4 protein-coding genes and 1 pseudogene are annotated in these 3,999 nt (G+C 41.5%); 1 reads left to right on the forward strand and 4 read right to left on the reverse strand.

Going from position 1 to position 3,999, the window contains the following annotated elements; genetic code table 11:
* Positions 1–70: 70 nt before the first annotated feature.
* Complete coding sequence (locus tag AAFM34_RS20480) at positions 71–1,411, reverse strand: DEAD/DEAH box helicase (RefSeq protein WP_341666057.1); 1,341 nt, start codon at positions 1,409–1,411, stop codon at positions 71–73.
* A gap of 341 nt (positions 1,412–1,752) precedes the next feature.
* On the opposite strand from AAFM34_RS20480, the gene AAFM34_RS20485 reads away from it, so the two are divergent.
* Positions 1,753–1,980, forward strand: coding sequence for an Lpp/OprI family alanine-zipper lipoprotein (locus AAFM34_RS20485; protein WP_160930317.1), 228 nt, complete (start codon positions 1,753–1,755; stop codon positions 1,978–1,980).
* A 360-nt stretch (positions 1,981–2,340) separates the two neighbouring features.
* Here the strand turns inward: AAFM34_RS20485 and AAFM34_RS20490 are convergent, their stop codons facing one another.
* The 3 genes and pseudogenes from AAFM34_RS20490 to AAFM34_RS20500 form a co-directional block, all read right to left on the reverse strand.
* Positions 2,341–3,033 (reverse strand): hypothetical protein, encoded by a 693-nt coding sequence (locus AAFM34_RS20490; protein WP_341666052.1) that lies wholly within the window; start codon positions 3,031–3,033, stop codon positions 2,341–2,343.
* Between the two features lie 70 nt (positions 3,034–3,103).
* Entirely contained in the window at positions 3,104–3,310 is a 207-nt protein-coding gene (locus tag AAFM34_RS20495; RefSeq protein WP_341666055.1) for a hypothetical protein, read from the reverse strand.
* A gap of 480 nt (positions 3,311–3,790) precedes the next feature.
* Positions 3,791–3,999, reverse strand: a pseudogene (locus AAFM34_RS20500) (hypothetical protein); the annotation flags it as partial.

Here is a 3,999-nt window from a genome sequence, read left to right on the forward strand (position 1 = left end):
GCATCTACCTTAACTTGATGATTTTTATCTAAATTATCAGGGGATTCCTCAGTATAAAGTATGCGCTAAGTTAGTCGTCATCTTTAGGCGCTACTTTCTTTTTGGGAATAAAGACTGAATCGCCCACAGCAACATTTTGGTAGAAACCTTTATCACGTTGTGCTGGCTTCTTGTTGGCTTTTTTCGCTGCCGGCTTGGACTTCTTGACCACTTTTTTCTTACCACGGTAATCCGCTTTCTTTGGCTTTATCCCTTTAAACTTACCTTTTAACCCTTCTAACTCAGAAAAAGTAATGTCTTGTTGCAAATAAGCCTCAACACGCTTGAAACTATCCCAATCTTTAGGGCCAACTAAGGATAAGGCATCACCTTTATTACCAGCTCTACCTGTACGGCCAACACGGTGTACGTATTCCTCAGTATGCTTTGGCATGTCAAAATTGACCACGTGGGTAACATTGGCAATATCGAGACCACGAGAAGCAACATCGGTCGTTACTAAAATTTTAAACACCGCCCGTTCAAACTGACTCATAATGGTGTTGCGTTGCGTCTGATTTAGGTTGCCACTTAAAGCGATGGCTTTGAGTTTTTTCGCATTAAGCTTTTCAGTTAGACGCTCTGTATCCACTCGAGTTGCCGTGAATATAATCAGCTGCTTATATTGGGCATCATCAAGAATACGCTCTAAAATCGCTTCTTTATGATCAAGGTGATCACAGAGGTAGAATGTTTGGGTGATATCCTTATGCTGCTCATTCGATACACCTATCGCTATTCGTTTTGGTGCATTCAACATTTCAAATGCGATTTCATTGACTTCAGCGTGATCGAGCGTTGCAGAGAACATCAAAGTTTGGCGACGGCGATGCTTGGCAGCATTGTGAATACGGCGCAGCTCAGGTGCAAAACCCAAATCCAACATGCGGTCCGCTTCATCCAGCACCAACGTTTCCAGTCCATCAAGGTACAAGGAACGGTGCTCAAGGTGGTCAGCCAAGCGTCCCGGTGTCGCGACAATAAACTTAGGGTAGCGACGCAGTGCTTTCACCTGATCGTTGAAGTTCTCACCACCAACGATAAGGGTAGCTTCGTAAGAAAGACCACCTAGCATAGAGCGTAGCTCGCCGTAGACTTGTTTGGCCAATTCTCGGGTCGGAGCTAAGATAACTCCACGAGGGTCTTTGGCTGAAAATGCTTTGTTCTTTAAAGAGTTATGCAGCATAGGCAACACAAAAGCAAGCGTCTTCCCTGACCCCGTTTTCGAGGAAGCCAGTAAGTCTTTGCCAGCAATCGATACCGGAATCGCCTGCTGCTGAATGTCTGTCGCCTGCTTAAAGTCAAAGTGCTTAAGGTTTTTTAATAAGCGGTTGTCTAGCCCTAACTCTTTAAAGTGCAAAGTATTCTCCAAGTTATAAATGTGTCTGCGCCTTGTTCTATTCTCAAACCAAACACGGAAATTTTCAAAAACGCGACATGATACCCTGAAAGCGCCTGAGTGGATAGAGATCACAGAAAATTATCCCTGTGATTCTGGTTTTGACGCTCAATATAGTTAGCACATTGACATTTACACTCACTAGCCGTGAGACATGTATCAATTAATTCGATAATTGCTTAAATTCTTGGGTTTTTTTGACTTTTTCCTGCTTTTTGATAGGCAAAATAGAGTCTACACTTTAGTAACCGTCACTATATGAGAGTAAAAGTATAGGACGTATTTTTGATACTTTACATGCAAGGAGTTCTTCTATGAACAAAATGTTGATCGCAGCTGCGGCCTCTTCTGTGCTTTTTCTCGCAGGTTGTGCTTCAGGCCCAAGCGATGCATCTTCAGCTAAAATTGACGAGCTAAGCAATCAGGTTAGCCAGCTAAGCCAGGATGTACAGGCTCTTAAATCTGAGTCAATGTCAGCTCGTGAAGAAGCTGCACGTGCTAACGAGCGCATCGACAACATTGCCCAGTCTTATACTAAATAAGTCTGAAGTATAAAATAAATCGTTATTTTTCAATAGTTAAGAATAACGTTTTATGTTCGAATGGCGATAAAGTGGCGACATAATAATGTCGCCACTTTTGTTTTTAGTGTAAACATTAAAGAACTTTTCAATGCTTTTGCTCTAACAAGATTTTGCCCCATAGTGTGCCAGCGCCATCCAACCTCAAAAATTACAGTGAAGTAGTTTGACCTACTTTTTCTTATCTGTGTAATCTCTGACAAGTTGGGGCTCGTCGAGTGAGTTTATGAAGCTTATGCTCGATTGCAAAGGAAGATTATGTCGAAACACAAAGTCAGCGATTTTTTGGATAAACGCAGATTGAACCCCACTAGCGGAGAATCAAAGCTGTGCGCTTTTTACTGGCTTTTTAATGTCCGGCTCTTGCTCTGGTTGCGGAGAGTTTTTAACTTCACTAGCAGAATGACCTGTTGCGGTTTCGATTAACCAAGTCGCTCCTTGGGCGACCAGTCGATTCTTCTCTTCGGGTGTCCCCGACATTGCCAAGATGCCATAAACAATAACACCCGTTAGCAATGTTGCTGCTACGCCAGCGAATCCGCCCCATAACCATAGACCAGCACTGACAAAAAATCCTGGCTCTTGATAGTCGTTCGCTGCCTTTTTTAGCTTATTGGCCTCTTCAGTTTGAATCTTGCCGCGTAGCTTCTTAACTGAATCATCGAACGCCTTCTTATCCTTATCCAGAGCATCAATTTTCTTTTGATATTCCTTATTCAAGTTCTCAACCATCTCTTGATAAGGGCCACTAATCGCATCGTCTATCAAAGACTCTGCTCTAGTGATAAGATCATCCCGCTCCAATTTGCTGTGTAGTACGTTGTCATGATAATCATTTAGCTTCTCCTGAATTTTTTCTTCAACCTTACCTGCTTTGCGAAGCCCTGTCGCAAGCTCATCCTTTTTCGCTTTATACAGTGAGTAAGCAACAAGACCGACAACATTAAGCTCGCTATCGCCTGGCTTAACTAGTTGTTGAAAGACCCATTGTTTTTTCTGTGAAGATTCAGACATTAAAAAAGCACTCAATCATTAACAATCAAGTGCTTAGTATAACATCAAATTATTTATGTGTGCTGTTTACTTATCCAGCAGCCACTTTTAGAAATGCCGTTTTAAACATCGCTATTGCGCGAGAGCGCTTAATGCCACTACGCTTAGTTTTGTTTTGCTTTACATTGTCTGAGAAAACCACATTGCGGATTAGAGCCAATCGCTGATCTTTATCCATACCGACAATTTGGCGGTCGACAGTGTCGCGGGTATTACGAGTTTTACGAGTTTTTTTCATCAACATCTCCCCTTCCACTTAGCCATGGTTTCAGTAGGTTGCGCATAATACAGTATGAAAACCACACATTCAATATAGAACGAAAGAAAATTGATGTCTATATGTTTACGCATTGCCCAATATTCAATACCTCAGATAGTGACACATAACATTGAAGTTTGAAACTTTTCTGTTGCGCGGAGCTAATTGCTACGTGACGCTATAACAAAGAATTGACAATAAAGATCAAAACTCAATGCCACTCAATAGGCTAACTCAAAGCAAAAAGTTACAATAAAGTTCGAAACTTTTCGATGCTTTTTGTCTATTCTGTTTTTTGTTGTAGCAAGCTTTTGCCCCTTTTCGAGTCAGGAGTCTAAGTTTGAGTAAAGATCATCGGGTAAATTTAATATAGAAAAACTAATGGGTAGCAAGAAGCAAGACTTGACCCCAGAAGTGTTAGCCATCAATTTGCTCTTTAAGCCAACACCCAACACATCACTAAGACGGATCATTGGGCTTTGTTTGCTCTTTCGGCTTTGTACGGTAGTTGTCACCTGCGATGATATTGTATTGAATCACGGTATCGTTAGTAAATAGGGTGAAGTCAAAACGAACGGAATATGCATTGAACTCTTCTTTCTGCTTTACTTTATTATTAATGTAATAGTCGCAGGCGTATCCTCCTGCCCATCGATTTAAATCAGAAA

This window comes from Vibrio sp. (assembly GCF_038138445.1).
Taxonomy (GTDB): domain Bacteria; phylum Pseudomonadota; class Gammaproteobacteria; order Enterobacterales; family Vibrionaceae; genus Vibrio.

Coding starts and splice junctions, on each gene's coding strand:
- AAFM34_RS20485 (WP_160930317.1), top strand. CDS start 1,753: ATGAACAAAATGTTGATCGCAGCTGCGGCCTCTTCTGTGCTTTTTCTC.
- AAFM34_RS20490 (WP_341666052.1), bottom strand. CDS start 3,033: ATGTCTGAATCTTCACAGAAAAAACAATGGGTCTTTCAACAACTAGTT.
- AAFM34_RS20495 (WP_341666055.1), bottom strand. CDS start 3,310: ATGAAAAAAACTCGTAAAACTCGTAATACCCGCGACACTGTCGACCGC.